This is a genomic window from Caballeronia sp. GAFFF2, from assembly GCF_023631485.1.
Taxonomy (GTDB): Bacteria; Pseudomonadota; Gammaproteobacteria; order Burkholderiales; family Burkholderiaceae; genus Caballeronia.
The window spans coordinates 49,315-74,807 of sequence record NZ_JALQDA010000010.1; the positions used below are offsets into that span (position 1 = coordinate 49,315).

General features: G+C 62.2%; 24 protein-coding genes. 9 read left to right on the forward strand and 15 right to left on the reverse strand.

Annotated features, from left to right (window positions below; genetic code table 11):
• Positions 1-248: 248 nt before the first annotated feature.
• The 3 genes from NCT04_RS07580 to gcl are packed head-to-tail and all read right to left on the reverse strand — an operon-like array spanning position 249 to position 3,805.
• A complete protein-coding gene (locus tag NCT04_RS07580) occupies positions 249-1,157 on the reverse strand; it encodes a 2-hydroxy-3-oxopropionate reductase (RefSeq protein WP_250464774.1) in 909 nt (302 codons plus the stop codon).
• A 29-nt stretch (positions 1,158-1,186) separates the two neighbouring features.
• Positions 1,187-1,987 (reverse strand): hydroxypyruvate isomerase, encoded by an 801-nt coding sequence (gene hyi, locus NCT04_RS07585; RefSeq protein WP_250464776.1) that lies wholly within the window; start codon positions 1,985-1,987, stop codon positions 1,187-1,189.
• A 36-nt stretch (positions 1,988-2,023) separates the two neighbouring features.
• The gene (gcl, locus tag NCT04_RS07590; protein WP_244825227.1) at positions 2,024-3,805 is read right to left on the reverse strand and encodes a glyoxylate carboligase; all 1,782 of its coding nucleotides are present in this window, start codon (positions 3,803-3,805) and stop codon (positions 2,024-2,026) included.
• Between the two features lie 162 nt (positions 3,806-3,967).
• Between gcl and NCT04_RS07595 the strand changes: the two genes are divergently transcribed.
• From NCT04_RS07595 to NCT04_RS07630, 8 genes are all read left to right on the forward strand, one after another.
• Positions 3,968-4,921, forward strand: coding sequence for a LysR family transcriptional regulator (locus NCT04_RS07595; protein ID WP_244825225.1), 954 nt, complete (start codon positions 3,968-3,970; stop codon positions 4,919-4,921).
• Between the two features lie 205 nt (positions 4,922-5,126).
• Positions 5,127-5,498 carry a 30S ribosomal protein S6 gene (rpsF, locus tag NCT04_RS07600; protein WP_061117413.1) on the forward strand — a complete coding sequence of 124 codons (372 nt, stop codon included), beginning with the start codon at positions 5,127-5,129 and terminating at the stop codon, positions 5,496-5,498.
• A gap of 32 nt (positions 5,499-5,530) precedes the next feature.
• A complete protein-coding gene (gene priB, locus NCT04_RS07605; RefSeq protein ID WP_244825224.1) occupies positions 5,531-5,830 on the forward strand; it encodes a primosomal replication protein N in 300 nt (99 codons plus the stop codon).
• 2 nt (positions 5,831-5,832) lie between these two features.
• Entirely contained in the window at positions 5,833-6,108 is a 276-nt protein-coding gene (gene rpsR / locus NCT04_RS07610; RefSeq protein WP_060857153.1) for a 30S ribosomal protein S18, read from the forward strand.
• Between the two features lie 28 nt (positions 6,109-6,136).
• Positions 6,137-6,592: a 50S ribosomal protein L9 gene (gene rplI / locus NCT04_RS07615; protein WP_244825222.1), complete on the forward strand. Its 456-nt coding sequence runs from the start codon at positions 6,137-6,139 to the stop codon at positions 6,590-6,592.
• Positions 6,593-6,724: 132 nt separating this feature from the next.
• A complete protein-coding gene (locus NCT04_RS07620; RefSeq protein ID WP_244825221.1) occupies positions 6,725-8,110 on the forward strand; it encodes a replicative DNA helicase in 1,386 nt (461 codons plus the stop codon).
• Positions 8,111-8,263: 153 nt separating this feature from the next.
• Entirely contained in the window at positions 8,264-8,890 is a 627-nt protein-coding gene (locus tag NCT04_RS07625) for a DUF47 domain-containing protein (RefSeq protein ID WP_244825219.1), read from the forward strand.
• Between the two features lie 101 nt (positions 8,891-8,991).
• A complete protein-coding gene (locus tag NCT04_RS07630; protein ID WP_244825217.1) occupies positions 8,992-10,002 on the forward strand; it encodes an inorganic phosphate transporter in 1,011 nt (336 codons plus the stop codon).
• A gap of 82 nt (positions 10,003-10,084) precedes the next feature.
• Here the strand turns inward: NCT04_RS07630 and NCT04_RS07635 are convergent, their stop codons facing one another.
• The 12 genes from NCT04_RS07635 to NCT04_RS07690 all read right to left on the reverse strand — a co-directional run bounded on the left by NCT04_RS07635 (position 10,085) and on the right by NCT04_RS07690 (position 23,733).
• Positions 10,085-10,891, reverse strand: a complete 807-nt coding sequence (locus NCT04_RS07635; RefSeq protein ID WP_250464778.1) for an SDR family oxidoreductase — start codon at positions 10,889-10,891, stop codon at positions 10,085-10,087.
• Positions 10,892-11,197: 306 nt separating this feature from the next.
• Entirely contained in the window at positions 11,198-12,562 is a 1,365-nt protein-coding gene (locus NCT04_RS07640; RefSeq protein WP_250464781.1) for an NlpC/P60 family protein, read from the reverse strand.
• A 193-nt stretch (positions 12,563-12,755) separates the two neighbouring features.
• A complete protein-coding gene (locus tag NCT04_RS07645) occupies positions 12,756-14,639 on the reverse strand; it encodes a PhoH family protein (protein WP_244825213.1) in 1,884 nt (627 codons plus the stop codon).
• Positions 14,640-15,052: 413 nt separating this feature from the next.
• Complete coding sequence (locus NCT04_RS07650) at positions 15,053-15,514, reverse strand: peroxiredoxin (RefSeq protein WP_244825211.1); 462 nt, start codon at positions 15,512-15,514, stop codon at positions 15,053-15,055.
• A gap of 95 nt (positions 15,515-15,609) precedes the next feature.
• Positions 15,610-16,506: a polysaccharide deacetylase family protein gene (locus tag NCT04_RS07655; protein WP_250464783.1), complete on the reverse strand. Its 897-nt coding sequence runs from the start codon at positions 16,504-16,506 to the stop codon at positions 15,610-15,612.
• Positions 16,507-16,516: 10 nt separating this feature from the next.
• Positions 16,517-17,563, reverse strand: coding sequence for a bifunctional UDP-4-keto-pentose/UDP-xylose synthase (locus NCT04_RS07660; protein ID WP_244825208.1), 1,047 nt, complete (start codon positions 17,561-17,563; stop codon positions 16,517-16,519).
• Positions 17,560-18,546, reverse strand: coding sequence for a formyltransferase (locus NCT04_RS07665; protein ID WP_250464784.1), 987 nt, complete (start codon positions 18,544-18,546; stop codon positions 17,560-17,562). The genes NCT04_RS07660 and NCT04_RS07665 overlap by 4 nt, the downstream gene beginning before the upstream one ends.
• Positions 18,543-19,577: a glycosyltransferase gene (locus tag NCT04_RS07670; RefSeq protein ID WP_244825206.1), complete on the reverse strand. Its 1,035-nt coding sequence runs from the start codon at positions 19,575-19,577 to the stop codon at positions 18,543-18,545. Before NCT04_RS07670 ends, NCT04_RS07665 begins: the two co-directional genes overlap by 4 nt.
• 19 nt (positions 19,578-19,596) lie before the next feature.
• Positions 19,597-20,757, reverse strand: a complete 1,161-nt coding sequence (locus tag NCT04_RS07675; protein WP_250464785.1) for a DegT/DnrJ/EryC1/StrS family aminotransferase — start codon at positions 20,755-20,757, stop codon at positions 19,597-19,599.
• 75 nt (positions 20,758-20,832) lie between these two features.
• Positions 20,833-21,204: an SMR family transporter gene (locus tag NCT04_RS07680; RefSeq protein WP_244825204.1), complete on the reverse strand. Its 372-nt coding sequence runs from the start codon at positions 21,202-21,204 to the stop codon at positions 20,833-20,835.
• A gap of 178 nt (positions 21,205-21,382) precedes the next feature.
• Positions 21,383-23,056, reverse strand: a complete 1,674-nt coding sequence (locus tag NCT04_RS07685; protein ID WP_250464788.1) for a glycosyltransferase family 39 protein — start codon at positions 23,054-23,056, stop codon at positions 21,383-21,385.
• 302 nt (positions 23,057-23,358) lie between these two features.
• The gene (locus tag NCT04_RS07690) at positions 23,359-23,733 is read right to left on the reverse strand and encodes an Mth938-like domain-containing protein (protein ID WP_250464791.1); all 375 of its coding nucleotides are present in this window, start codon (positions 23,731-23,733) and stop codon (positions 23,359-23,361) included.
• A gap of 519 nt (positions 23,734-24,252) precedes the next feature.
• On the opposite strand from NCT04_RS07690, the gene NCT04_RS07695 reads away from it, so the two are divergent.
• Positions 24,253-25,491, forward strand: a complete 1,239-nt coding sequence (locus NCT04_RS07695; RefSeq protein WP_244825201.1) for a pyridoxal phosphate-dependent aminotransferase — start codon at positions 24,253-24,255, stop codon at positions 25,489-25,491.
• Positions 25,492-25,493 lie beyond the last annotated feature (2 nt).

A 25,493-nucleotide genomic window follows, 5' to 3' on the forward strand; every position in this document is an offset into this window, starting at 1 on the left:
AGCGCTTGCGCCAGGGCAAGGCTTCGTTAGTCGCATCACTTCAAGGATAGTTCGGAGATTGTGACAATGGCTGGTTCATGCGTGATCCAACAATCCGACGCGGACACCCGACGGAAAACCGTCTGACCGACCAAGGCTTACCCGGCTCGACCGACGGGTGCCGCTCTCGGACCCCACTTGCCGCCCTCAGCCCAGAGCGGCATTTGTCCCGCGTGCCCATACGCGGGACGCCCCACGGTACCGGTCGTTCAAGCCGCGGCTTTCGCCTTCTGCGGTTCTTGAGCAACCTGGAAGTTCGACATGATTTCAAGCGCCCGCACGAGTCCCGAGTGATCCCAGGCTTTGCCGCCATTGGCCGCGCACACGCTGAACAACTGCTGCGCGCTCGCGGTGTGGGGCAGGGCGAGACCCATCTTGCGCGCGCCTTCGAGCGCAAGATTCAAGTCCTTCTGATGCAGTTCGATACGGAAGCCCGGGTCGAACGTGCGCTTCGTCATGCGCTCGCCGTGCACTTCGAGAATGCGCGACGCGGCGAACCCGCCCATTAACGCCCGGCGCACGCGTTCCGGATCGGCGCCCGAACGCGAGGCAAACAACAAGGCCTCGGCGACGGCTTCGATGTTGAGCGCGACGATGATCTGATTCGCCACCTTGCAGGTCTGACCCGCGCCGTTGTCGCCGATGAGCGAGATGTTCTTGCCCATGAGATCGAACAGAGGCTTCGCGATATCGAACGATTTCTGCGGGCCACCCACCATGATCGTGAGCGATGCCTCGCGCGCGCCGACTTCGCCGCCGGACACGGGCGCATCGAGATAGTCGCAGCCGAGCGCGTTGATCTTCTTCGCGAAGTCCTGCGTATCGAGCGGGTTGATCGAGCTCATGTCGATCACGAGCTCGCCCTTCGTGAGGCCGTTGGCCACGCCGTCATCGGCGAAGAGGACGTTGGCGACATCGGGCGTGTCGGGCACCATCGTGATGACGATCTCGCTCGCTTGCGCCACGCCGGTGGAATCGGCCGCGACTTGCGTCTGTGCGCGGATGTCGTCGGGCACCGGAAACTTGCCGTTCACGACGAGCTTGTGACCGCCCTTCAAAAGGTTGCGCGCCATGTGCGCGCCCATGATGCCAAGGCCGATGAATCCAATGGTTGCCATACTCTCTTGCTCTCCTTGTGTCTCGGGTTTTAAGCGGCGGCGCGCGGCTTTGCGGCGGCGATCGTGCGAAGCCAGCCAAGGCCCGCTTCGGTGCTTGCAAGCGGCTTGTATTCGCAGCCGATCCATCCTTCGTAGCCGATCGAATCGAGCAGATCGAACAGGAACGCGTAGTTGATCTCGCCCGTGCCCGGTTCGTTGCGCCCCGGATTGTCGGCGAGCTGGATATGCGCGATCGACGGCAGGTTCTTCTTGATCGTCGCGGCCAGTTCGCCTTCCATGCGCTGCATGTGATAGATGTCGTATTGCAGGAACAGATTGTCCGAGCCGACCGCACGGATCACGTCGAGCCCTTCGGACGAACGGTTCAGCGCGAAGCCCGGAATATCGTAGGCATTGCACGGCTCGACGAGCAGGCGGATGCCTTCCTTCTTCAATGCATCGGCGGCGAAGCGCAGGTTTTCGATGATTGTCGTGCGCGCCTGTTCCTTCGATACCCCCGCCGTCGGAATGCCAACGAGGCAGTTCACTTGCGGCACCTTCAGCGCCTTCGCGTATTCGATTGCGCGGGGCACGCCTTCACGGAACTCGCTCACGCGATCCGGCAGGCAGGCGATGCCGCGTTCGCCCGCTTCCCAGTTGCCCGCGGGCAGGTTGTGCAGCACGATCCGCAGGTCGTGTTCCTCGATGCGTGCTTGCAAATCGCCGGTCGAGTACGCATACGGAAACAGGAACTCGACCGCCTTGAAGCCCGCCTTCGACGCCGCCGCGAAGCGGTCGAGGAAAGGGACTTCGTTGAACAGCATGGTCAGGTTCGCGGCAAATTTCGGCATGTCTTTATTCCTGATGGTCGGTCAGTTCTAGGACGCTCAGTCGAGCGGCGTCACGGTCACGGCGGTCGGCGCATCGGCGCGCGTTTCGGCGAGCTCTTCGAACTCGTTGATCGCGTCGATCTCGGTGCCCATCGCGATGTTGGTCACGCGTTCGAGAATCATCTCGACCACGACCGGCACCTGATGTTGCGCCGCGAGCGCCTGCGCCTGTTTCAACGCCGGCGCGATGTCTTCGGGCTTGTGCACGCGCAGCGCCTTGCAGCCAAGACCCTCGGCGACCGCGACGTGATCCACGCCGTATCCTTCGAGCTCCGGCGCGTTGATGTTGTCGAACGCGAGCTGCACGCAGTAGTCCATGTCGAAGCCGCGCTGCGCCTGACGAATCAGACCGAGATACGAGTTGTTCACGACCACGTGCACGTAAGGCAGCTTGAACTGCGCGCCCACGGCGAGTTCCTCGATCATGAACTGGAAGTCGTAGTCGCCCGAGAGCGCGACGATCTTGCGTTGCGGGTCCGCGGCGCGCACGCCGAGCGCGGCGGGAATGGTCCAGCCGAGCGGGCCGGCCTGGCCGCAGTTGATCCAGTTACGCGCCTTGAACACGTGCAGGAACTGCGCGCCCGCGATCTGCGAAAGACCGATCGTCGAGACGAAGCAGGTGTCGCGATCGAACGCGAGATTCATCTCTTCGTAGACGCGCTGCGGCTTCATCGGCACGTTGTCGAAGTGGGTCTTGCGCAGCATCGTGCTCTTGCGTTGCTGGCAGTCCTTGACCCATTGCGAACGGTCCGCAAGCTTGCCCGCGGCTTTCCATTCCTTCGCCACTTCGACGAAGAGTTCGAGCGCGAACTTCGCATCCGACACGATGCCGAGGTCCGGTCCGAACACGCGGCCGATCTGCGTCGGCTCGATATCCACGTGCACGAACTTACGGCCCTTGGTGTAGACCTCGACGCTGCCCGTATGGCGATTCGCCCAGCGATTGCCGATGCCAAGCACGAAGTCCGACGCGAGCATGGTCGCGTTGCCGTAGCGGTGCGACGTCTGCAGACCGCACATGCCTGCCATCAGCGGATGATCGTCGGGAATCGCGCCCCACGACATCAAAGTCGGGATCACTGGCACGCCGAGCGTTTCGGCGAACTCGACGAGCAGATCTTCCGCCGCTGCGTTCAGCACGCCGCCGCCGGAAACGATCAAGGGCTTCTCGGCGTCGTTGAGCATCGAGAGCGCTTTTTCGACCTGAGCGCGCGTGGCTTTCGGCTTGTAGATCGGCAGCGGCTCGTAGGTGTCGATATCGAATTCGATCTCGGCGAGCTGCACGTCGATCGGCAAGTCGACCAGCACCGGACCCGGACGGCCCGAGCGCATCAGATGGAACGCCTGCTGAAACACGCGCGGCACGAGCGCCGGTTCGCGCACGGTGACGGCCCACTTGGTGACGGGCTTGGCGATCGATTCGATATCGACGGCCTGGAAGTCTTCCTTGTACAGACGTGCACGCGGCGCCTGGCCCGTGATCGCGAGAATGGGGATCGAATCCGCCTGAGCCGAGTAGAGGCCCGTGATCATGTCCGTGCCCGCCGGCCCCGACGTACCGATACAAACGCCGATATTGCCGGGAGCCGCGCGCGTATAACCTTCGGCCATGTGCGAGGCGCCCTCGACGTGGCGCGCCAGCACGTGGCTGATGCTGCCGGCTTTTCTGAGCGCCGAGTAAAACGGGTTGATGGCGGCGCCGGGCACACCGAACGCGGTGTCGATGCCTTCCTTCTCCAGCACGAGGACGGCTGCGTCGACGGCTCTCATCTTGGGCATGGTTGTCTCCTTCCAGGGGTCTCTATTCGGGGTTGCTGTCTTGGTCGTGCGCATGGCAGCAGGCTTCCGATGCACTTTAGGCGCGTGCAAAAGGTTTGATAAGATCAACCGGAGTCGTTTTTTACCAAACAAAAAGTATCGAATGAGGCCGGAGACAAAGAGATGGACCGCTTCAAGCAGATCGAAACCTTCGTGCGCGTGGCCGAAGCCGGCAGTCTCGCGGCGGCGGCACTGGAAGAGGGCGTGTCGCCGGTGATCCTGGGCCGGCGCATCGACGCGCTCGAAAAGCGCCTAGGCGTCAAACTGATGTATCGCTCGACGCGCAGGCTCGTCGTGAGCGAAGAGGGCGCAGCGTTTCTCGACCGCTGCAAGAATCTGCTCGCGGAGTGGGATCAGGCCGAGAACGAACTCGCGGCCGGCCGGCGCGCGGTGGGCGGGCATCTGATCGTGTCGGCGCCGGCGGCGTTTGGGCGCATGCATGTCGCGCCGCACGCGCCGCTTTTCCTCGTCGACAAACCGGAGTTGCAGATGTCGTTCAATCTGACCGACCGCGTCGTCGATTTGGTGCGCGAAGGTTATGACTTGTCGATCCGCATCGGCGGGGCGGTGGACCCGAACTTCGTCGCCGTGAAGCTCGCGAGCAACCGCCGCGTGGTTTGCGGCACGCCCGCGTATTTCAGGAAGCACGGCCGGCCGAAGACGCTCGAAGACTTGCCGAATCACAACTGTCTTGCGTTCAATCTGCAAGGCGGACAGAACCGCGGCTGGTACTTTCGCCGTAACGGCAAGCTCGTGACGGTGCGCGTGACCGGCAATCTCGACTGCAACGACGGCGAGTTGCTGCATCGCTGGGCGTCGGAGGGGCTCGGGCTCGGCTGGCGTTCGACCTGGGAGATTCAGCGTCAGTTGGCGTCGGGCGAACTCGAAACCGTGCTGGACGACTTCGAGTTGCCCGACTACGACATCCTCGCGGTTTATCCGCAGCAGCGCTACGTTCCGGCGCGCGTGCGCTACTTTATTGATTATTTGAAGGAAATTTACGCGCAGGACGGTTATTGGAGCCGTCCGCTCGCGCTTCCCGGCGAACCATTGCCCGCCGGAACGCACGCAGCTTGAGCGTCGCTCGCGCGGCTTTGTGCGGCTCGTGCGGCTCTGTGCGGCCACGTTGTAACTGCTTGAAATCATGGCCAAAGTCTTTCGGAAACCGCCGATTTGGCTTGCCTTGGGGAAGGCATCGCGTTATAGTCTTGGGCTTCTCACTTGCCGCACCGGTCCGACGCCCGGGTGGCTTTAATCCAAAAGTTCAGTACAAGGAGTGAATATGCGTCATTACGAAATCGTATTTATCGTGCATCCCGATCAGAGCGAGCAAGTGCCCGCCATGATCGAGCGCTACAAGAGCACGATCACCTCGCACGGTGGCCAGATCCACCGTATCGAAGACTGGGGCCGTCGCCAACTGGCCTACATGATCGAGAAACTCGCGAAGGCTCACTACGTCTGCATGAACATCGAATGCGATCAAGCTACGCTCGAAGAACTCGAGCACGCATTCAAGTTCAACGACGCCGTTTTGCGTCACCTCATCGTCAAGATGAAGAAGGCCGAAACCGGCCCGTCGCCGATGATGAAGGAAGTGCAGCGCGAAGAAGCCAAGAAGGCGGCCTCGCAGCCGTCCGAAGCGCAGGCTTAAGGCGAAGATTTTCGTCAGCCACCAGGAATTAAGTGAACAGGCTGCAACTGACAGCAAGCGTCGTGGAACGCGAACCGGTGCGATACACGCCCGCCGGCGTACCAATCGCAAGCTGCACGTTGCATCACCGAACGGAAGTCGTCGAAGCGGGCATTGCCCGTCAAGTCGAACTGACAATGCCGGCCGTAGCCGCCGGCGAGGTGAGCGGCAGACTGGAAAGCTGTCAGATGGGCGTGGAAACACGCTTCACCGGCTTTCTGGCTAAAAAAAGCCGCAACGCACGAACCCTGGTGTTTCACATCACAGAATTGCAGGACATTGGAAAGGACTGAACATGCCCCGCCCGACTGGTAAGAAATTCGACAAGCGTCGTCAGCAACAAAACCCGCTCTTCAAGCGCAAGAAGTTCTGCCGTTTCACGGCAGCCGGTGTCGAGTACATCGACTACAAGGACACGGAAACGCTGAAGGACTTCGTCGGCGAAAACGGCAAGATCACGCCGGCTCGTCTGACGGGCACGAAGGCGCACTATCAGCGCCAGCTCGACACGGCAATCAAGCGCGCGCGTTTCCTCGCGCTCCTGCCGTACACCGACCTGCACAAGGCCTAATCAGACGACGCATAAGGAACAAGCCAAAATGCAAATCATTCTTTTGGAAAAAGTCGTCAACCTGGGCAACCTGGGCGACATCGTCAAGGTCAAGGACGGCTACGCACGTAACTTCCTGATCCCCGGCAAGAAGGCTCGCCGCGCAACGAAAGACGCAATCGCCGAATTCGAAGTGCGCCGCGCTGATCTCGAAAAGGTTGCTGCTGAAAAGCTGGCTTCCGCGCAAAAGCAAGGCGAAAAGCTGAACGGCTTCACGGTTCAGATCTCGCAGAAGGCAGGTGTGGACGGCCGTCTGTTCGGCTCGGTCACGAACGCCGACATCGCCGAAGCGCTCAAGGCTCAAGGCTTCGCAGAAGTGGAAAAGGCGCAAGTGCGTCTGCCGCAAGGCCCGCTGAAGCTGGTGGGCGACCACGCTGTTCAAGTGGCGCTGCATACGGACGTGCTGGTCGACGTCACGGTGTCGGTGCTGGGCGAGCACGCCTAAGGTCGCTGCGGACCGCTGGTAAGGCTTCACGCCCAGCCAGCCGAGTCCGGCAGAAAAGAAGGGCAGGAACCGTTTCAGGTTCCTGCCTTTTTTATTGTCCGCTTGCGTCTATTTCATCGATAATTCCACCCCATGAACGCTCCGTCCAAAGACCCGCAACTCGACGCGCTGAAGGTTCCGCCGCACTCGATCGAAGCCGAGCAATCGGTGATCGGCGGTTTGCTGCTGGACAACGCGGCGTGGGACCGAATCGCCGACGTGATGTCGCAAGGCGATTTTTATCGCTATGACCATCGGATCATCTACGAGCACATTGGCAAGCTGATCTCGACCACGCGGCCCGCCGACGTCATTACCGTCTACGAAGCGCTCAACATGGCCGGCAAGGCCGAGGAAGTGGGCGGGCTCGCGTATCTGAATGCGCTTGCCCAGAACACGCCGAGCGCGGCGAACATTCGCCGTTACGCGGAAATCGTGCGCGATCGCGCGGTGCTGCGCCGCCTGGTCTCCGTCGCCGATGAAATTTCCGCCGATGCCTTTAATCCGCAAGGCAAGGAAGTGCGCCAGATTCTGGACGAGGCGGAATCGCGTGTGTTTTCCATCGCCGAGGACGGGGCGCGCGGCACGCAGGGCTTTCTGGAAATCGGACCGCTGCTTACGCAAGTTGTCGAGCGTATCGACACGCTTTACCACACGGCCAATCCGAGCGATGTCACGGGCACGCCAACCGGTTTCGTCGACCTCGACCGCATGACGTCGGGCATGCACGGCGGCGAATTGATCATCGTGGCCGGACGTCCGTCGATGGGTAAGACGGCGTTCTCGATGAACATCGGCGAATACGTGGCGGTGGAGTATGGTCTGCCCGTCGCCGTTTTCTCGATGGAAATGCCTGGCACGCAACTGACCATGCGTATGCTCGGCTCGGTCGGCCGGCTGGATCAACACAGAATGCGTACCGGCCGCCTCACCGACGAAGACTGGCCGAAGCTCACGCACGCGGTCCAAAAAATGAGCGAGGCGCAGCTTTTCATCGATGAAACGGGCGGCCTGAACCCCATGGAACTGCGCTCGCGCGCGCGGCGTTTGTCGCGGCAGTGCGGCAAGCTCGGGCTCATCATCGTCGATTATTTGCAGCTGATGTCCGGCTCCGGCGGCGGCGAAAACCGCGCGACCGAAATCTCGGAAATCTCGCGCTCGCTCAAGGGGCTCGCGAAAGAACTCGACGTGCCGGTGATCGCGCTTTCGCAGTTAAATCGCGGTCTGGAACAGCGCCCCAACAAGCGTCCGATCATGTCGGATTTGCGGGAATCCGGCGCTATCGAGCAGGACGCGGACGTGATTCTCTTCATCTACCGCGACGAAGTTTATAACCCCGACAGCCCGGACAAGGGCACGGCGGAAATTATCATCGGCAAGCAGCGTAATGGTCCGATCGGGCCCGTGCGGCTGACTTTTCACGGCCAATACACGAAGTTCGACAATTTCGCCGGCGCGCAGAGTTTTTACGGCGAATAACGCCCGAAGCCGCGCGCATCCCTTCTGCTCGATGTCAAGACTTCGTGTCGACACGCGCCGCGCGGCGCTTCGCGCGCGGTGCGTGGGCTGCCGGGCAAAGGTACAATATGTCGGTTTGATGTCTGTCTCATTGACCCATTTTTCGGGATTTTCATGTTCGGTCGTTTCATGCCCACCGAGGGCAAATTCTTCGAGATTTTCAACGCGCACGCGAAATGCATCATCGATGCAAGCCGCGAGCTCGAATTGCTGATCGATAACCTCGACGAAGCCGAGGTCCACAAGCAGAACGTCCAGACGGCCGAAAAGCGTGCCGACAAGCTCACGCACGAAACCATCGATCTGCTGCACAAGACTTTCATCACGCCGCTCGATCGCGACGAAATCCACAAGCTCATCACGACGATGGACGACATCCTCGACTTGATGGAGGACGTCGCCACGGCCATTTCGCTCTACGACGTACGCGCGGTGACTTCCGAGGCGAGCCAGCTCGCGCACATCTGCACGGCGACATGCCTGCGTGTGCAGAAGGCTGTGGAATTGCTCGCGGACATGAAGCGCGCGAGCGAAATCCTGAAGATCTGCGAAGAAATCGACCGCCTGGAATCCGACGCCGACCGCGTCTTGCGCTCCGCCATGTCGAAACTTTTCCGCGAGGAAGACGACGTCAAGACGCTGATCAAGCTGAAGGCCATCTACGAGTTGCTTGAGACGATCACCGACAAGTGCGAAGACGTCGCGAACATCATCGAAGGCATCGTTCTGGAAAACGCCTGACCACGCCGGCCATGCCCGCCAGCGCGTGATCAAAGCTCTGTGCGGCGGGTCAAGAGGACAAAACCGGCGCTTTTCACAGCTGGTCAAAACAAAAGCAACCGATGCATTCGATTCAACTCGCCATCTGGGCAGTCGCCTTGCTCGTCATAGTCGCGCTCGCGTTCGACTTCATGAACGGCTTTCACGACGCGGCCAACTCCATCGCCACGGTGGTCTCCACCGGCGTGCTCAAGCCGCAACAAGCGGTCGCTTTCGCGGCGGCGTTCAACGTCATCGCGTATTTCATCTTCCACCTGAAGGTCGCGGCGACCGTCGGCAAGGGAACGATCGATCCCGATATCGTCGATCACTACGTGATCTTCGGCGCGCTCGTCGGCGCGATCGGCTGGAATATCGTCACATGGCACTACGGCATTCCGTCTAGCTCGTCGCACGCGCTGATCGGCGGACTCGTCGGTGCCGCGCTCGCCAAGTCGGGCTGGGGATCGCTCAACATGGACGGTCTTCTGAAGACTGTCGCGTTCATTTTCATTTCGCCGCTGCTCGGCTTCGTGCTCGGCTCGTTTTTCATGCTGCTAGTGTCGTGGCTGTATTTCCGCACGCCGCCATCGAAGGTAGATAGGCGCTTCCGGCGCTTGCAGCTCATTTCCGCCGGGCTTTACTCGCTCGGCCACGGTGGGAATGACGCGCAGAAGACCATCGGCATCATCTGGATGCTGCTGATCGCGACTGGCTACGCTTCTTCCGCGGCAGATGCGCCGCCTATCTGGGTTATCGGTTTGTGTTACCTGTCGATGGGTCTTGGAACCTTGTTCGGCGGCTGGCGCATCGTGCGTACCATGGGTCAGAAGATTACCAAGCTCAAGCCCGTCGGTGGTTTTTGCGCGGAAACGGGCGGGGCGATCACGCTCTTCGTCGCATCGTTCCTCGGCATTCCAGTGTCCACCACGCATACGATCACGGGCGCCATCGTCGGTGTGGGCGCGACGCAGAAATTCAGCGCGGTGCGCTGGGGCGTCGCGGGAAATATTGTGTGGGCGTGGATCTTGACTATTCCGGCATCCGCGGTGCTCGCGGCGGTCGGTTGGTGGATCGGCCACCGTATCTTGTAGTCGGTTTCTTCAGCGGCCCCGTTCACGACGGGGCCGTTTTGCATCTGTTGCAAATCGATTGCCGCGCTCGGCGGCGTCGCTCTCAGATGATCGGCGACGACACTCCGTCCATCGGAATGATTGCGCCCGATACATAACTCGCGCGACGGCTCGCCAGGAACAGCGCGACGTCGGCGATTTCCTCGGGTTTCGCGTAGCGGCCTAGCGGCACCTTCGACTGGCTCTCGGCGAGCACGGCGTCGCGTGTCGTGCCTTGCCGTTCGGCTTCGAGCGCAAGGGCTTCCTCGACGCGTTCGGTGAGCGTCGATCCCGGATTGATCGCGTTGATGCGAATGCCGAGCTTGGCATAGTGATGCGCAAGGCCGACGGTATTGAGCATGAGCGCCGCATTGGCCGCGCCGCCCGCAATATGAATGTCCGACGCGATTTTGCCGCCCATGCCGACGATATTCACGATCGCGCCCGGCTCGATGTTCGGATCGCCGCGCAAGCGTTCGGCCATGCGCTTTAGCACCACTTGCTGCGGATAGACGTAGGAGAAGTATTTCGCGTCCATCGCGGCTTTATACGCGGCAGCGTCGAGCGTGTCGGGATCGTACCGGCGCGCGGCGCCGGCGCTGTTGATCAGGATGTCGATGGGGCCGAGCGCGGCGCTCGCTTCCTCGACGACATCTTCGGCGCTGTGCGCTTCGTGCAGATCGGCGCGGGCGAGATGCACGTGATGACCTTCTGTCGCGAGTTGTTCGCGGGCGCGCGCGAGGTTGGCGGCATCGCGCGAGACGATCGCGACTTTTGCGCCTTCGCTTGCAAAGGCTTTTGCGCATGCGAAACCGATTCCCTTGCTGCCGCCCGTGATCAGGACGACTTTCCCGGCAAGACCCAAGTCCATGGTGATTGGCTCCTTCTGATTGCGCCGCCTGTCGCGGCGGGATCTAGTCACGATAGCAGAGAGGGGCGACGACTGTGGATGGCGATGGAGTTGCGTTTCGCTCGGTTCGATATGTATCGGAAGCGCTTGAGCCGCGCGCGGCGTTGCCGTAACCGAAGCGCTATTTCTATCCATAAAGCCTAAATCCGGCGATATAGGGCAACGCGGACAGAACAAAACGGCAGACGCGAACAGCGCGACGAAGAGATTCCGGCCTCAAAGTCGGTGTTCGGGACGCGGCCGCGCGCCTTGAATCTCGTGTAAGTCTCAGTTGCTGCCGGTGGCGAAGCGCGCGATGGGATCGTCAGCTTGGTTCGGACGCGGCGCGGTAAGCGAGCCGGTCGATGCGCGGATGACGTGCGCGGGCGGATCGGCGGGATCGCTCGTTGCCTGCGCCGCGCGCGCTTGCTTGCGTGCGGCGTTCGATGTCGGCGGCGGCGGTTCGAAGGCGTCAGCGGCGGCTTGGATGGGATCGGGGGAAGCGTTTGCCGAGCCTGCCACCGCGGATGGCGCGATTGCACCGGCAAGGCGGGCTTGGCGTTGTGCGGCGCTCAAGGCGGGCGGCGGAGGTTCGAAGGCGTCGGCGCTGGATCGTGCGGTATCGGTGGTTGCACCTGCCGCAACCGCTTGACGCTGCGCCGCGCTCAAAGTAGGTGGCGGCGGCTCGAAGGCATCGGTACTGGATTGTGCAGTACGGGTAGCCGCGAGTGCCTGCCGCTGCGCTGCGGTCAAGGTCGATGGGAGCGGCTCGAAATCATCGGCATTCGATCGCGCGGAACTGGCCGTCGCGCCGGCCGCAAGCGCCTGCCGCTGCGCCGCACTCAAACTGGATGGCGGCGGCTCGAACGCATCGGCGTTGGATCGTGCGGCATTGGTCACCGTGCTTCGCCGTTCCCCCGCATTTAATGCCGATACAGGCGGTTGATATGCCTCGTTACTCGTCCCCGCCGCGCTTTCCCGAGCATATGAATCGGTAGGCGTCGAAGATAACCGTCCATTAGCCGAAGCCTGAGCGCTCGCACCCGCCGCCGTCGGCACGTCAGATCCAGCAGGCGACGCCAAGTACGTCGGCGCATCGAAAGGCGCGGGCCCGCTCTTCGGCGGCGCAACGCGCCGGATTCCGTCGAAACGCTTTGCCCAATAAGGATTGGTCAAATAATCGAGCCGGACCGTCCCGCCCGTCGACGGCGCATTCACGAACCGCAACTTGCCGACATAAATCCCGACATGCGAATGCGCCCGCCCCGTCGTGTTGAAGAAAATCAGATCGCCGGGCGCAACGCCGTCCGGCTCGATCGATTCCCCGCGCCCGCTCATCTCGGCGGTCGTTCGCGGCAGATTCACCGACGCCGCGCGATCCACCACGTAGTGTACGAGTCCGCTGCAATCGAAGCCCGCTTCCGGCGTATTTCCACCCCATCGATACGGCACACCAACGAGCGCCATCGCCTGAATCGAAATTTCCTCGCGCCCGACGCTATGGTCGACGAAAGTCGGGAAATCAGGAGGCGGCTTGTACGTGCGATTCGCGGCTGTCGACGATGCCGCCGGCTTGCGCGCGCTCTCCTGCGGCACGCTTCCACACGCGGCGAGCAGAACGGAGACAAGAAACGGCAGCCAGATTCGACGCATTGCAGACGGCGAACAGCATCTCGCCAAAAGAGGGCAGTCTGTCGATACTAGACCGCCGAACGGACGTGCGGCAAGTTTTCCTGAGGCATCACATGAAGTTTGCGTCGTAAGTGTTGCAGTGGCGAAACGATCGGACGAATAGAAACGGCCCGGCGAATCGCTTCACCGGGCCGTTTCGTCAAGTCAAAAGCGCTTACAAAATATCCGACGCGTAATCCGCCAGACGCGAGCGCTCGCCGCGCGCAAGCGTCACATGGCCGCTATGCGTCCATCCCTTGAAGCGATCCACAACGTACGTCAGGCCGGAACTGCCTTCAGTCAGATAAGGCGTGTCGATCTGCGCGATATTGCCTAGGCAAATGATCTTCGTGCCCGGACCCGCGCGCGTGACGAGCGTCTTCATCTGCTTGGGCGTGAGATTCTGCGCCTCGTCGATGATCACGTACTTATCCACGAACGTCCGGCCGCGCATGAAGTTCATGCTCTTCACCTTGAGACGCGAGCGAATCAGTTCTTGCGTCGCCGCGCGGCCCCATTCGCCGGCGGCATCGTCGGTTTTCTGCAGGACTTCGAGGTTGTCGTCGAATGCGCCCATCCACGGCTGCATCTTCTCTTCCTCGGTGCCCGGCAAAAAGCCGATGTCCTCGCCCACCGGCACGGTCGCGCGCGTCACGATGATCTCGTTGTAGCGCTTGTCGTCGAGCACTTGCGCCAAGCCGGCGGCAAGCGCCATGAGCGTCTTGCCGGTGCCGGCCTGACCGAGCAGGGTGACGAAATCGACCTCCGGGTTCATCAGCAAGTTGAGCGCGAAGTTCTGCTCGCGATTGCGCGCCGTGATGCCCCACACGTTGTTCTTGTGATGGCCGTAGTCACGCAGCGTCTGCAAGAGCGCCGTCTTGCCGTTCAACTCGCGCACCACCGCATGGAACGACGGCTCGCCGTTCTGCGGCTCCAGATAGACGAACTCGTTGACGAGCATCGACGAACACAGCGGACCGGTCACGCGGTAATACGTGGTGCCGGTTTTCGTGTCCTGCCAGCTCTCCATGCCCTTGGCGTGCTTGGTCCAGAAGTCCTGCGGCAGCGCGCGTACGCCCGAATAGAGCAGGTCCTTGTCTTCGAGAACCTGATCGTTGAAGTAGTCTTCGGCGGGCAGGCCGAGCGCATGCGCCTTGATACGCATGTTGATGTCTTTCGACACCAGCACGACCTGCCGGTCCGGGCGCTCTTTCTGCAACGCGCGCACGACGCCGAGAATCTGGTTGTCCGCCTTGCCGACAGGCAAGCCTTCGACCGGTTCGATATCGGTAAGCGTCGTCTGGAAGTAGAGCCGTCCGAGCGCGTCGCGATTACCCTGCGCGGCGAGCGGCAGCCCCGCCGACATCTCGCCCGCGTGCGCGACGAGCGCGTCGAGCGTGCGACTCACCTGACGCGCATTGCGCGCGACTTCCGACATGCCCTTCTTGTGATTGTCGAGTTCTTCGAGCGTCATCATCGGCAGATAGACGTCGTGCTCCTCGAAGCGGAAGAGCGAGCTCGGATCGTGCATCAGCACGTTAGTATCGAGCACGAAAAGCTTGTGCAATTCGGCTTCCTGCACGCCGCGCTGACGGCGTTTGTTCTGCGCGGCCGGCTCTTTCGCGGCGCGCGCGGCGGTCGTGGCCGCGGGCGCGACGGGTGCATCCGCGCGGCCGGTACGGGCTTCGCGCGCGGCGGGTTCGGCAGGCGTTGCGGGCGCGGCTTCATCGGCTGCCTGACGCGCGTTCGGCGCCGGCTGCAGGAGCGCGGCGGTCTGTTTGGTGCGGCGTGCGCGCGTGGCGGGTGCGGGCGCGGCGGGCATGACGGCTTCGCTCGGCGCTTCGAGCGGAATCTGGGTCAGCACCTCGCTCGCGATGGAACGCAGCGTATGCGCGGCATTCGCCGCGGGACGCTCGGCGGCGACGGTCTGGACCGCGCCGTTTTCTTCGTCGCCGGATGACGACGTCTGTTTCTTCTGCTTCGACGGCCGGGCTTTGGCTTTGTATTCCTCAGCCGGGAGAAGATGGCCGAGCTTGGCCGGGGCGGTAGGCAAAGGCATGGTGTTCCCTCGAAAGGAATCGGGTCGTATATTGCGCGCCGCCTGTCGCATTCTGCTCGTTCGCCCTCGCAGCGAATCGTGGTTCGCAGTCTGCGTCCGGCGGCGCGCTTCGTTTGTCGAAAACGCCGGTTCGCCTAAGTTTCGATCTGCTCCTTGAGTGTGCGTCCACTGGTGTCGTGCGAAGGTCTGGAAAACCTCGTGGCCGACTGTGGCATTCGCGCGACGCCAATAAAAAAGCCGCCGTCCCGACTACCGGAACCAGCGGCTGACTTCGAGTCTGGTGCGCTGTACCGCCGTAGATGCCTCGCATAGCCCGGGCTCCTGCCGATTGCGCCTAAAGGCGTACGGCAGCTTTCGCTCGGTAGAAGGTCATGGGTTGGACAGGCGCTCATTGCGGACCAATATAGCGCGCCTCAAATTGCTTGTACAGCCTCGACGATGGCCTCGACGTGCCCCGGCACCTTGATGCCTCGAAACTCGCGGCGCAGCACGCCTTTTGCATCCAGCAGAAACGTGGAACGCTCGACGCCGCGCACTTCCTTGCCATACATCTTCTTCATTTTGATGACATCGAAAAGCGAGCAGATGGCTTCGTCGGCGTCCGATACCAGCGTGTACGGCAGCTCCAGTTTGGCCTTGAAGTTGTCGTGCGATCTCACGCTGTCGCGCGAGATGCCAACCACTTCCGCGCCAGCGGCCTGGAATTGATCGTAGTGGTCGCGAAATTGCAGGCTTTCCGTCGTGCAGCCGGGCGTGTTGTCCTTGGGATAAAAGAACAGCACGACTTTCTTGCCGCGCAGGTTCGAGAGCGTGAACTCGCCGCCGGTGGCGGGTGCGGTGAAGTCGGGAACGGGCTGATCGACTGCGACTGACACGAAGTTTCTCCTTTGTCGGCCAGGGTCGGGCGCGTAGCCCAACCTTGGTCAGATGTTGTTTATTTGAAGCAGCGGGACTAGCAAGCAGAAGCGGATCAGCCCGGCTGAACGATCAATTCGCCGGCGCGGCCAGGGATCTCGCCCCACGTGACAGGGTACGTGGGCAGGGAAGCGCGGTCCAGCGTCGCATGATAGTCGCCCATCGTGGCGAACCTGTGTCCCTGCGCGCGCCAGCCCGCCAGCAGTTGCTCGAACACCGGCGCGAGCTTCTGGCCTTCGAGTTCGGCGTGCAGCGTGAAAACCTGGTCGCGCGGATTGTTCTGCGTGTGACGCAAGAGATGCGCGGCGACGTTGGTCGTGTCGACACCATCGACGCCGAGGATTTCGTCGAGCGTCGGCAGGGTGGTCGGCATCTGAATGTGATCGAGCGTGCGGCCATTGAGCACTGGAATATACGGCGTATGGCCGCGCCCGTCGGATGCGTAGCGCATACCCCAGGCGTCGATCTGTTCGAACGCGTAGCCGTTCATCTGCCAGCCCGCCGCGCCATGCGTGACGGGCGGCGCGCCGAAAATCTCGATGAAGCGCGCATGGCTTTGCTGCATCTGCGACACGGTCCACGCCTGATCGCGCGCGCGCACGTTGTCCTGCCAGTAGACGTGATCCCACGTATGGATGCCGCATTCGAACCCGGCTTCGTGGATGGCGCGCATTTCGGCCTTCGCCTCGCGGCCGATATCCGGCCCTGGCAGCAGTACGCCGTACATCAGCGTCTTCACACCGTAATGCTCGACGACAGACGTGCGCGACACCTTCTTGAGAAAGCCCGGCCGGAATACGCGGCGCAGCGCCCAGCCGGTGTGATCCGGCCCGAGGCTGAACAGAAACGTCGCGCGGGCGCTGTATTTGTCGAGCAATCTGCCGAGATTGGGCACGCCTTCGCGCGTGCCGCGCAGGGTGTCGACGTCGATCTTGAGAACGATACGGGCCACGCGCCGTTCCTTAAGACTGCTCGACGAGCGCGCGAGCTTCGCCGACGAGCGTGCGATACGCTTCGAAAATCTTGCGCAGCGCGTCGTCCATGCTCGCTTCCGGCTTCCAGTCCAGTTCCTGCATGGTGTTGTCGATCTTCGGCACGCGGTTCTGCACGTCCTGATAGCCCGCGCCGTAGTACGCGCCCGACGAAGTCTCGACGAGCTGCACCTTCTTCGCGGTCTCCGCGTACTCGGGATACTCGGCGGCGAGCGCGAGCATCTTGTGCGCGAGTTCGCGCACCGAGAAGTTGTTGACCGGATTGCCGATGTTGTAGATCTTGCCCGACGCCATGCCGTCCTTGTTCTCGATGATCTTCATCAGCGCGCCGATGCCGTCGTCGATATCCGTGAACGCACGCTTTTGCGCGCCGCCATCGACGAGGCTGATGTTCTCGCCGCGCACGATGTGTCCCAGGAACTGCGTGACCACGCGCGACGAACCTTCCTTCGCGGTGTAGATGGAGTCGAGGCCCGGGCCGATCCAGTTGAACGGGCGGAACAGCGTGAAGTTGAGGCCTTCCATGCCGTAACCCCAGATCACGCGGTCCATCAACTGCTTCGAGCAGGCGTAGATCCAGCGCGGCTTGTTGATGGGGCCGTAGGAGAGCGTGGAGTTCTCCGGATCGAACTGCTCGTCGGCGCACATGCCGTACACCTCGGAGGTCGACGGAAACACGAGGTGCTTGCCGTACTTGACCGCCGACCGCACGATTGGCAGGTTGGCCTCGAAGTCCAGTTCGAACACGCGCAGCGGCTGCTTCACGTAGGTCGCGGGCGTGGCAATCGCGACGAGCGGCAGAATCACGTCGCACTTCTTGACGTGATACTCGACCCACTCCTTGTTGATGGTGATGTCGCCTTCGAAGAAATGCATCCGCTCGTGATTCGCGAGGTCGCCCAGGCGATCGGTTTGCATGTCCATCCCGAAGACTTCCCAGTCGGTCGTTTCGAGGATGCGCTTGGAAAGGTGATGGCCGATGAAGCCATTGACACCCAGGATGAGAACTTTTTTCATGAATGACGAGAGGATTGAATGATTCGGCCGAATTCGGCGGGTTCGACGGTGCGCTCCTCGCCCACGGGCTGCGCTTCGGCATTCAATGGCCGATGACGCAACTCGTGCAAGGCGACGACGCGGCCATCGCCGCAGACGCCAAACAGCGCATTATCCGCCAGCGTCAGGCCGCAGGGCAAATCCCTGAGCGCGGCGAGCCGCTCGCGCGTAACGCCGGGCGCACCGGTTTCAGGAACGAGCCGCGCCCGCGCGACGATGAAGCGCTCGCCGCCCATGTCCGTGAACGCGCCGGGATAGGGCGGCGCCACCGCGCGAATCAGGTTGTAGACGCGTTGTGCGTTCGCCGTCCAGTCGATGCGGCCATCTTCCGGTTTGCGCCCGCCGTAGTAGCTGCCGGCGGCGAGATCGTTCGGCAGACGCGGCGCTTCGCCGGCAAGCAGGGCGGGCAGTACGCGCCAGAGCGTTTGCTCGGCGGCGACCACGGTTTTGTCGAAGACCTGAGCGGCGGTGTCATCCGGCAGGATAGGCACGGACGTCTGCGAGAGGATCGCGCCGGCGTCGGGCTTTTCGGCCATTTCGTGCAGCGTCGCGCCACTTTCGGTTTCGCCGTTGAGCACCGCCCAGTTGGTCGGCACGCGGCCGCGATATTTCGGCAACAGCGAGCCATGCATGTTGTACGCGCCGCGCCTGGCCAACGCGAGCAGCGTCACGGGCAGCATGTGCCGGTAGTAGAACGAGAAGATGAATTCCGGCGCGGCGCGGGCGACTGCGTCGTGCACGTCGGGCGCTTTGGGATCGGCGGGCGTGATCACGTCGATGCCATGTTCCGCCGCGACCTGCGCCACGCTGCCGAACCAGATGTTCTCGTTTGCGCTGTCCTCGTGCGTCACGACGAGCCGCACGTCGACGCCGCGCGCGAGCAGCACCTGCAGGCAGCGCACGCCGACGTTGTGATAGGCGAATACGACGGCGCGCGGCTTCATCGGCCTTCGTCCTCGCGATCGGCGACCGCCAGATGGATCACTTGCTGGCGCGGCTGGCTGGCCGTGGGCAGGCCGTCGCGCTGCTCGAGGATGGTCTGCACGAGATAGCGCGGACGCGCGCGCACTTGCTGATAAATCCGGCCGATATATTCGCCAAGCAGGCCGAGCGCGAAGATGATCACGCCGAGCATGAAGAACGTGATGGCGAAGAGCGTGAACACGCCCTGAACTTCCGCGCCGAACATAAAGCGGCGTATCAACAGCAGCAGGAACAGGCCCGCCGATCCGACCGAAAGAATCACGCCGATGAACGACAGCCATTGCAACGGCACGACTGAAAAGCCCGTCACGAGGTCGAAGTTCAGCCGGATGAGGCTATAAAGCGAGTACTTGGATTCGCCCGCGAAGCGCTCTTCGTGCGCCACGCCCACTTCGATCGGGTTCTGCGCGAAGGTGTAGGCAAGCGCCGGAATGAACGTGTTGATTTCGCCGCAGCGGTTGATCGTGTCGATGATATGCCGGCTGTACGCGCGCAACATGCAGCCCTGATCCGTCATGCGAATCTTGGTGATGCGCTCGCGCAGACGGTTCATGGCAAGCGATGCCTTCTTGCGCCATAGGCTGTCCTGCCGTTGTTCGCGAATGGTGCCGACGTAATCGTAGCCTTCACGCATCTTTTCGACGAGCTTGGCGATTTCCTCGGGCGGATTCTGCAAGTCGGCGTCGAGCGTGACGACGATCTCGCCGCGCGATTGCTCGAAGCCCGCGAGAATCGCCATGTGCTGACCATAGTTGCCGTTGAGCAGGATCACGCGCGTGGTGTCCGGACGCACGTGGAACTGCTGCGCGAGCAGCGCGGCCGACTTGTCGCGGCTGCCGTCGTTGATGAAGATCACCTCGTACGATGCGTCGAGCGCATCGAGCGCCGGATAAAGGCGCTCAAAGAGGGCGGCGAGGCCGGCTTCCTCGTTGTAGACCGGAATGACGACCGTTACCTCGGGTGCCGTCGCCGCGAAATCCGTATGACTCATGTTGCGCTGGGTGTCCTTGTTAGGCATGCAGTCTGGCGTGCTGCGCACAGATCTCGTCGATGGAAGTGACCACGTGCGCGATGTCCTCCGCGCTCATTTGCGGGAAAAGCGGCAACGTCACGTTGGATGCGCCGAAGTGCTCCGCGTGCGGGAACATGCCTTCCTTGAAGCCGCGCTCGCGATACAGCGTGAACAAATGCAGGGCCGGATAGTGCACGCCGGTGCCGATGCCGCGCTCCTTCAGCTCGCCCATGAACTGCGCGCGCGTGAGATTCAGTTGATCGAGCGGCAGCGTGACCTGAAACATGTGCCAGTTACTGTCCTTAAAGTTGCGCGGCGGCAAGCCTAGACCGAGTTTCACGGCCGCGCCGCCGTCGAACGCATCGAAGTAAAGCTGCGCCAGTTCGCGCCGCCGTTGCGTGATGCTTTCCACCTTGCGCAGCGACCCGAGACCCACGCGCGCCGCCACATCCGTCAGGTTGTACTTGCCGCCGAGCACGTCGCAGTCCATGCCGTCGAAACCCGTGCGCGTGATGCCCTGCAGGCGATACTTCCGCGCGAGTTCGGCTTCGTCCTCGTCGTTCAAGACGAGCGCGCCGCCTTCGATCGACGTCACGTTCTTGTTCGCGTGAAAGCTGAACGAAACGAGATCGCCGAACGCGCCGATGCGCTTGCCGTTCCAGCTCGAACCGAACGCCTGCGCCGCGTCTTCGATCACGCGCAGCTTGTGGGCGCGCGCGATGGCGTAAAGCCGGTCCATATCCACCGGCAGGCCGCCCAGAAACACCGGCATGATCGCTTTCGTGCGCGGCGTGATGGCGCGTTCCAGCAAGTTCAGGTCCATGTTGCGCGTGGCCGAGTCGATATCGACCAGAACCGGCGTCGCGCCGACTTCGATGATGACGTTCGCCGTCGATACCCAAGTCATCGCCGTCGTGATGACTTCGTCGCCCGCGCCGACGCCTGCAATTCGCAGGCCGATTTCCATCGTGCAGGTGCCCGAGTTGAACGCGCGCACCGGCCTGCCGCCGACGAACGCCGACAATTCCGCCTCGAACTGCTGGTTCTGCGGGCCCGTCGTGATCCAGCCGGAACGCAGCACGTCGGCGACGCCCTGAATGGTTTCTTCATCGATGTCGGGCTTGACGAAGGGCAGGAACGGCCGCGATGTCTGAGTCATGGACTATTTGCTTAAGAAAATGGAGTTGATCTGATGTATTGGCGGCACGAGTGAATTCAACGCCGGTCGCGGCGCCTAACCGCGCGCCAGCACGACCACGCCGAGCAGAATGATGCCGATGCCGATCAGCCGCTGCAGCGACAGCACCTCGCCGAACAAATACCACGCCGCGAAGGCGTTGACGACATAGCCGAGCGAGAGCATCGGATAGGCGATCGACACATCCACGCGCGACAGGCCGACGATCCACACGCCCACGCTCAGCACATAGCAGGCAAGGCCGCCGATGATCGGCCATTGCGTCGCGATCCTGAAACCGACCGGCAGAATGTTGCTCGCCGTGAGTTCGAAGTGCCCGACGGCGTTGACGCCCGCCTTCAGCAGCAACTGCGCGCACGCGTTCAACAATACGCCGATGAGGATACAAGCGAAGGAAATCGGATTCATTGCGGATTAGTCGCGGGTTGGCGCCTGGTTGATCGTGCCGACGGTCTTGCTGGTCTCACACGATAAGGAAAAAGCCGGGCCGCCACAACGGGGTTGGCCGAACGGTCGTGCAATCCGCTTGCGCGCGTGGCACGCACTGTGTCAGACGTGATGCCGCGCGAGGTGGCAGAGTGCGCCATCACGGTTGCGGTTTCTCGACGATCACACGGCGCGCGTCGCGGGCGATGACCTGCATCGGCACATGGCGGGCGGCGAGGTCGTCGTAGCGGCCAGGCGGCATCAGCGCGAGCGCATACGGTTGCGAGTCCCAAAGCTTGACCCATTGGTCGATGCTCGGCACCCACTTCCGCGGCTCCGTCTGCACGCCGAAGGTGAGTTCGTCGGCTTCCTGCACCATGATCATCGGCTGATCGAGATAGAACGGCATGGTGTGATCGAGCTTGGCGATCGAGTAGAAGGGCGTGCCGGGCGGGAGTTTCGCCATCGCGGCTTTCACGGCCGGCACGAGCTTGACGCCCGAGCTGTCGGTGCCGAAAACGTCGTGACCCGTTCCCGCGATGGTACCGAGCAGCAGCCACGCCGCGCCCAGCCCTGCCGCGCCCGCAAGCACGTTCCGGCGATTGAGCCAGAGCGCCGCGAGCGTCACGACGAACGCCACCGCCAGTCCCGCATAAACCCATATCTGGAACGCGCGATACAGCGCATTGGGCGTATTCGCGCTGCCCGCCCGGCCGATGAAGATCGCGCCGAACGCCGCGGCGATCAGGAACACCGCATAGCCGATCAGATGCATGCGATAACGCGGCTTCGTCAGCGACGGCAGATAAAGCCCGAAGACGAGCGCGAGCGCCGGTGCAATCGGCAAGACATAGGACAGCAGCTTCGAATGCGAAGCGCTGAAGAACAGAAAAATGAACGCGGACCAGACGAGCAGCATGGTCACGGGCGCGAAGCCGTTGGGCTGGCGCGGCGTCTTGAGACCGTGGCGCACGCTCTGGAACGCGATCGACAGCCACGGCAGAAAGCCGACGATGAGCACCGGCACGAAGTAATAGAACGGTCCGGGACGGTTCTGCTCGGGCGTCAGATAGCGCTTGAACTGCTGCACGATGAAGAAGAAATTGAAGAACTCGGGGTTCTTCATCTGCACGAGCACGAACCACGGCGCGACGACGATCAGGAACACGATCAGCCCGCTGCCGATATAAAGCCGCTTCCAGAGCGCCCAGTCGCGCGCCACGAGCGAGTAGATGATCAGCACCGCGCCCGGCAGGATCACGCCGACGAGCCCCTTGGAGAGCATGGCCGCGCCCATCGCCGCCCAGCAAAGCCACATCCAGAGCCGCACCTCGCGCACGGCCAGCCCTGGGCGTTGCGCGAGCAAAAGCGCGCAGAGCGTGAGCCCCATCCAGAACGACAGGCCCATGTCGAGCGTGTTGAAGTGGCCCATCAGGTTCCAGTACGGGCAGGTCGCGAGAATCACGGCGGCCGCGAAGCCCGTCATCGCGTTGAAGACCCGCGCGCCCGTGTAGCCGACCATCAGCACGCCCGCGAAGCCGCAAAGCGCCGTATAGAACCGCGCCTGCCATTCGCCGACGCCGAACCACGCAAAGGTCAGCGCGTTCGCCCAGGTCTGCAGCGGCGGTTTCTCGAAGTATTTGTAGCCGTTGTAGCGCGGGGTGATCCAGTCGCCGGTGACGAACATTTCGCGCGCCATTTCGGCGTAGCGGCCCTCGTCGCTCGGCACGAGATGCCTGAGCCCAAGCGGCCCGAACCAGATGACGGCCAGCGCGACGACGAGAAGAATGAGTGAGAGACGCGTGAGCGGTAGCCGCGAAGGCGTATCGTTCATGAAGTCGACCTGTTCGATGCCGCCATGCGCGGCGCTTGTGAATGAGTGGCGCAACCGGCCGCGCGGGGCGCGAAGCCGTCGCTTGCGTGCAGGCTCGCATGAGCGCCGGACTGGCCGTGGCGCACGCTGTGTTACCGCCTTTCAGGTTCGGCGCAACGTTCGCCGGGCGGGAGTGTATCGCACTGCCAGGCCGGATTCGTCAAATTGGCGCACGCCGGGCGCCGAGAAGCCAGCGCGTGCGCCAAAGAGGCGCCTGTCGCCGAAGTATTGCGGCGCATCCTTAGCCGAGCCTTAGTTTCCGCTCATTCCTCGATCAGCAGTGCGGCGGCCACGCGCCGGCCTTCGGACATCAATATGTTGTAGGTGCGGCAGGCAGCGCCGATATCCATCGTTTCCACGCCAATACGATGCTTGGTCAACGCCGCCGTAAGTCGCGGATGCGGAAAGCGCAATCTGGAACCGCTGCCGAAGATGACCACTTCGGGCGCGGCTTTCACGAGTTCCTCGAAATGCTCGGGCGCGAGCGCGTCGAACGATGCCACCAGCCATTTGACGACGGGCACCTCGGGCATGACGATCACGCTGCCCTCATGGCGTTCGAGATTGATCGCGACGAAGTCGTCTCCGTAGCTCGTGATGGTGTTGAGCGCGCCGCTGGAGTCTTGATGAAGTTTCAAAACGATGGTCCGGCAAGGAAAGGAGTAAAACCCGGCATCCGCCGTACGCGGCTGAAAAAAGCGCGAGAAGGCGGCGGAAAACGCACCAAAAGGCGCTTCGCGCCAGTGTTTGGTGCATTGCGGAACCGGGCCATAATCAGTAAATTATAACTTTCCAGCCGCGCGGACCGCTCGCGCGGCCCCCGTTGCGCTCGCGTGCCGCCACAAGCCGCCTTCGACACGCAATCCGTACCGTTACGCCTGCGCCCCTATCCGGCGCGGTGTTCCTCGCCCAGGGTTCAAAATCCCGAGAAGCGGCGGCAGTCCAGTAACATGCCGTAGTCTGCCGCAGCTCGTCGCCATCCCGCGTCACTTCGTGTCATCTCGCTTCGCGTGCGCGTTCCAGAAGCGGACACGAACCGCCGGAGCATCGACCGAAGCACCTGCTGCATCGAAACGCCGAAACGACAGAACGCCAGAACGCCAGAACGAATCCTTAAAACGAATCCACCAGACAGCCCAAACACAAGAGCCGCGCCCGTGAAACCGATTCTCAAATCCAACAAGCTGCAAAACGTCTGCTACGACATTCGCGGGCCCGTGCTCGAACACGCGAAGCGTCTCGAAGAAGAAGGGCATCGCATCATCAAGCTCAATATCGGCAATCTGGCGCCGTTCGGTTTCGAAGCGCCGGACGAGATCATTCAGGACATGATCCGCAATTTGCCGGGTTCGTCGGGCTATTCGGATTCGAAGGGCGTATTCGCCGCGCGCAAGGCGATCATGCATTACACGCAGCAAAAGGGCGTGACGGGCGTGACGCTCGACGACATTTTCATCGGCAACGGCGCGTCGGAACTTATCGTCATGGCCATGCAGGCGCTTCTGAACGATGGCGACGAGGTGTTGCTGCCCGCGCCCGACTATCCGCTCTGGACGGCCGCGGTAAGTCTTTCCGCCGGCACGCCGCGTCACTACATGTGCGACGAAGGCAATGGCTGGATGCCCGATCTCGACGACATCCGCTCGAAGATCACCGCCAACACCAAGGCGCTCGTCGTCATCAACCCAAACAATCCGACGGGCGCGCTGTATTCGGACGAACTGCTGCTCGAACTGATCGACATTGCGCGCGAACACGGCCTGATCATTTTCGCGGACGAGGTCTACGACAAGATCGTCTACGACGGCATGACGCACACGTCCATGGCCGCGCTTTCCGAGGACGTGCTAACCGTCACGTTCAACAGTCTCTCGAAGAGTTACCGTTCGTGCGGTTATCGCGCGGGCTGGATGGCCGTGTCGGGCCTCATCGAGGAAAATCGCCGTCGCGCGAAAGACTATCTCGAAGGTCTGGGCATTCTCGCGTCCATGCGCTTGTGCCCGAACGTGCCCGGCCAATACGCCATCCAGACGGCGCTCGGCGGTTATCAGAGCATCAACGACCTGATCGTGCCGGGCGGGCGGCTGTTCAAACAGCGCGAGCTCGCCTATGACATGCTCACGGCCATTCCGGGCGTCACGTGCGTGAAACCGCAGGCCGCGCTGTATATGTTCCCGAAGCTCGATCCCAAGATGTACCCGATCGAAAACGATCAGCAATTCATCACCGACCTGCTGCTCGAAGAACGCGTGCTGCTCGTGCAAGGCACGGGCTTCAACTGGCCGACGCCGGATCACTTCCGCGTGGTCTTCCTGCCGAACCTCGACGATCTGGCCGACTCGATCAACCGCATCGCGCGCTTTCTCGACGGCTATCGCAAACGTCACTCCGCTTAACT

What these genes read in the sequence shown, in the direction of transcription:
- NCT04_RS07580 (WP_250464774.1), bottom strand. Translation starts at nt 1,157, where the DNA reads ATGGCAACCATTGGATTCATCGGCCTTGGCATCATGGGCGCGCACATG.
- rpsF (WP_061117413.1), top strand. Translation starts at nt 5,127, where the DNA reads ATGCGTCATTACGAAATCGTATTTATCGTGCATCCCGATCAGAGCGAG.
- NCT04_RS07640 (WP_250464781.1), bottom strand. Translation starts at nt 12,562, where the DNA reads ATGCGTCGAATCTGGCTGCCGTTTCTTGTCTCCGTTCTGCTCGCCGCG.
- NCT04_RS07685 (WP_250464788.1), bottom strand. Translation starts at nt 23,056, where the DNA reads ATGAACGATACGCCTTCGCGGCTACCGCTCACGCGTCTCTCACTCATT.
- gcl (WP_244825227.1), bottom strand. Translation starts at nt 3,805, where the DNA reads ATGCCCAAGATGAGAGCCGTCGACGCAGCCGTCCTCGTGCTGGAGAAG.
- NCT04_RS07670 (WP_244825206.1), bottom strand. Translation starts at nt 19,577, where the DNA reads ATGAGTCATACGGATTTCGCGGCGACGGCACCCGAGGTAACGGTCGTC.
- NCT04_RS07630 (WP_244825217.1), top strand. Translation starts at nt 8,992, where the DNA reads ATGCATTCGATTCAACTCGCCATCTGGGCAGTCGCCTTGCTCGTCATA.
- hyi (WP_250464776.1), bottom strand. Translation starts at nt 1,987, where the DNA reads ATGCCGAAATTTGCCGCGAACCTGACCATGCTGTTCAACGAAGTCCCT.
- rplI (WP_244825222.1), top strand. Translation starts at nt 6,137, where the DNA reads ATGCAAATCATTCTTTTGGAAAAAGTCGTCAACCTGGGCAACCTGGGC.
- NCT04_RS07595 (WP_244825225.1), top strand. Translation starts at nt 3,968, where the DNA reads ATGGACCGCTTCAAGCAGATCGAAACCTTCGTGCGCGTGGCCGAAGCC.
- NCT04_RS07680 (WP_244825204.1), bottom strand. Translation starts at nt 21,204, where the DNA reads ATGAATCCGATTTCCTTCGCTTGTATCCTCATCGGCGTATTGTTGAAC.
- NCT04_RS07635 (WP_250464778.1), bottom strand. Translation starts at nt 10,891, where the DNA reads ATGGACTTGGGTCTTGCCGGGAAAGTCGTCCTGATCACGGGCGGCAGC.
- NCT04_RS07645 (WP_244825213.1), bottom strand. Translation starts at nt 14,639, where the DNA reads ATGCCTTTGCCTACCGCCCCGGCCAAGCTCGGCCATCTTCTCCCGGCT.
- NCT04_RS07625 (WP_244825219.1), top strand. Translation starts at nt 8,264, where the DNA reads ATGTTCGGTCGTTTCATGCCCACCGAGGGCAAATTCTTCGAGATTTTC.
- NCT04_RS07665 (WP_250464784.1), bottom strand. Translation starts at nt 18,546, where the DNA reads ATGAAGCCGCGCGCCGTCGTATTCGCCTATCACAACGTCGGCGTGCGC.
- NCT04_RS07660 (WP_244825208.1), bottom strand. Translation starts at nt 17,563, where the DNA reads ATGAAAAAAGTTCTCATCCTGGGTGTCAATGGCTTCATCGGCCATCAC.
- rpsR (WP_060857153.1), top strand. Translation starts at nt 5,833, where the DNA reads ATGCCCCGCCCGACTGGTAAGAAATTCGACAAGCGTCGTCAGCAACAA.
- NCT04_RS07675 (WP_250464785.1), bottom strand. Translation starts at nt 20,757, where the DNA reads ATGACTCAGACATCGCGGCCGTTCCTGCCCTTCGTCAAGCCCGACATC.
- NCT04_RS07620 (WP_244825221.1), top strand. Translation starts at nt 6,725, where the DNA reads ATGAACGCTCCGTCCAAAGACCCGCAACTCGACGCGCTGAAGGTTCCG.